The following is a 2403-nucleotide window of genomic DNA, read 5'->3' as shown; positions in this document are numbered from 1 at the left end:
TTGGGACCTTGTCCCTGTGAGAGTAGGACGTCGCCAAGCAAAAACCTAAGTCGATTCGACTTAGGTTTTTTTGTGTTTATTTTTATATACCAAATAACATAATCGGTAAATTTAGCAATCCTAAAATGCTAGTTTAAGGTAAGAATTACCTTTTATATAATTAAGTTGTAGAATGACTAAAAATATATGAAAACGTTATGCGGAAAATAACTATTCAGTTGTTTTTCATATAACGTTTTTTCATTTTTAAAGGATTTCGCATAAGAAAAAATCTATAATTAAGATGGTTAACATATATTTTTGATGGGTGTGGGAGATTATGAAAGAAATATGTATGTTATTAGCGGCTGTTGTATTATGGGGGACAGCCATTGCGCCAACCAAGTGGGCGCTAGAATCTATTCAGCCATTTACTTTGTTATTTATTCGTCTTTTATTCGCTGGTGGGAATTGTTTACTATTCTCATTTAAACAATTGAAAAGATCAGTTGAACATAAACAAGTCCCGTGGAAAAGAATGAGTTTACTATCTTTTACTGGTGTAGCTGGATACTTTATGTTCACATCTTACGGTATTTCTTTAACAAGCGGATTGCATGTTAGTATTATTGATGCTGCTTTACCTTTAGTTACAATTCTGTTTTCTGCGTTTTTTTTGAAAGAAAAAATCCAGCTTAATTATTGGATAGGTATTGCATTGGGGGGTGTCGGAGTACTTCTTATTACCATTCCATCTAGTAACGTCGATCAGGAAGTATCTTTAATAGGAGACATCCTTATTTTATTAAGTACTTTCTTATTTGCTTTCTATACAATATTGCTGAAAAGACCAAAACAAGAACAGTATTTATCAAACAAGGTTTTTACAACATTAACTTTAATCATTGGGGCTGTTATCCTCTTACCATTTGCAATGGCAGAAACTTTTTACTATGGTTTTCCAAAAATCGAAACATGGAAGACAGGATTTAGTGTAATGTATCTTGTTATCGGGGCAACAATTTTAGCGTATTGGTTTTGGAATAGAGCGTTAGAGACGGTCTCAGCGTCAGTAAGTGGGTTATATTTAAATGCATTACCATTAATAAGTATTGTTGCTTCAATTGTTTTATTAGATGAGTCTGTAACGTGGAAGATAGTAATAGGAGGAAGTTTAGTTTTAATAGGGGTAGGCTGGGCAGATAAACAAAAAATAAGTAAGTTATTAAAGAGGAATAACTTAAAGAGTAAGGAATGCTAAGCAGTATGTTGTATATGGTTTAAATGAAAAAACACCTAATATATTAGGCGTTTTTTCATTTGGCAAAGATAATAGATTGAAATCAGTATGGGTATTCTCTACTATATTTATACGTATTGAAATCATTTTGAAATATTGTTTGGACGAGCTGTATACATTCAGTATCATAAAAGCTTTCAAAAGTTGGATGACGGGGAAATGAAGGGTTAGTAATATCGCCTTCGCTAAAATTCCCTTTATAAATCATCGCGGGAGTTTGATGGTGCCATGATGTTGAAAACTCATTTATTGGTGCGATTTTTAATTCGAAACGCTTTTCTAATTTTTTCATTTCCTGATCGAAGTTTTCTAAGTATATATAATTGGTCACATATTCTTCTTCACCAGCTATATATTGTTGTGTGAAATGTGGGTTAATATCACTTGCGTGAGCCCCTTTCATAAATAGATAGTATAGAAATTGTTTAAATGAGATCCCTTTGGGGGAATTTTCATCTTGATATAAAAACTTTCGGATGGGTTTCCATTCGGGATTTTCCATATAAGGAGGTGCAATTAAGGATATGAAAGAACTGACTGCTCTTCTATAAGGGTTACGAACAAGTTTAAAAGTTTCTTTTTGTTTTTCTCGTAACGCTACCCCTAGTTTTACACCATAGGCAGGTGTACTTTTGTATATATCATATTCATAATTATGAATGAAAGGACTATAACTTAGAGCTGTTTGTAATAAATCAATCTGGTAAAAGAACCACTTAGCAAGAGAAGTACAGCCGCTTTTTTGACTCCAAAATAGAATGATTGGAAACTTCCTATGATAGTGTGGGCTTCTTGAATGGGAGTTTATGACGTGTAATAAAGAAGGATTGAACAAGTTCTACACTCCTTTCAGTTATCTTATTGATATCTATGAGAAACAAAAGGGAGGTATGAAAGTCTTTTTTATCTTTTTTCAAAAAATGAAAGATTAATATTGACTATTATTATATAGAGGTGTAATATAAGACAAGTCGCTGATGACATTAACGTCGAAAGCGACAAACGAAATAAAAAACTTAGTTGACATTAAAAGATGAAAATGTTAACATAAGGAAGTCGCAAATGAGCGACCAAGTAGTTCTTTGAAAACTGAACGAAACAAACAACGTGAAACGTCAATTTTT

2 protein-coding genes are annotated in these 2403 nt (G+C 32.5%); one reads left to right on the top strand and one right to left on the bottom strand.

Going from position 1 to position 2403, the window contains the following annotated elements; all coding sequences use genetic code 11:
• Positions 1 to 319: 319 nt before the first annotated feature.
• Positions 320 to 1240: a DMT family transporter gene (locus ACVWY7_RS26955; RefSeq protein WP_456524072.1), complete on the top strand. Its 921-nt coding sequence runs from the start codon at positions 320 to 322 to the stop codon at positions 1238 to 1240.
• 82 nt (positions 1241 to 1322) lie between these two features.
• Here the strand turns inward: ACVWY7_RS26955 and ACVWY7_RS26950 are convergent, their stop codons facing one another.
• Complete coding sequence (locus ACVWY7_RS26950; protein WP_000483026.1) at positions 1323 to 2114, bottom strand: sulfotransferase family 2 domain-containing protein; 792 nt, start codon at positions 2112 to 2114, stop codon at positions 1323 to 1325.
• Positions 2115 to 2403 lie beyond the last annotated feature (289 nt).

This window comes from Bacillus sp. TE9106W (assembly GCF_054062215.1).
This window is presented reverse-complemented; position numbering and strand designations above follow the sequence as displayed.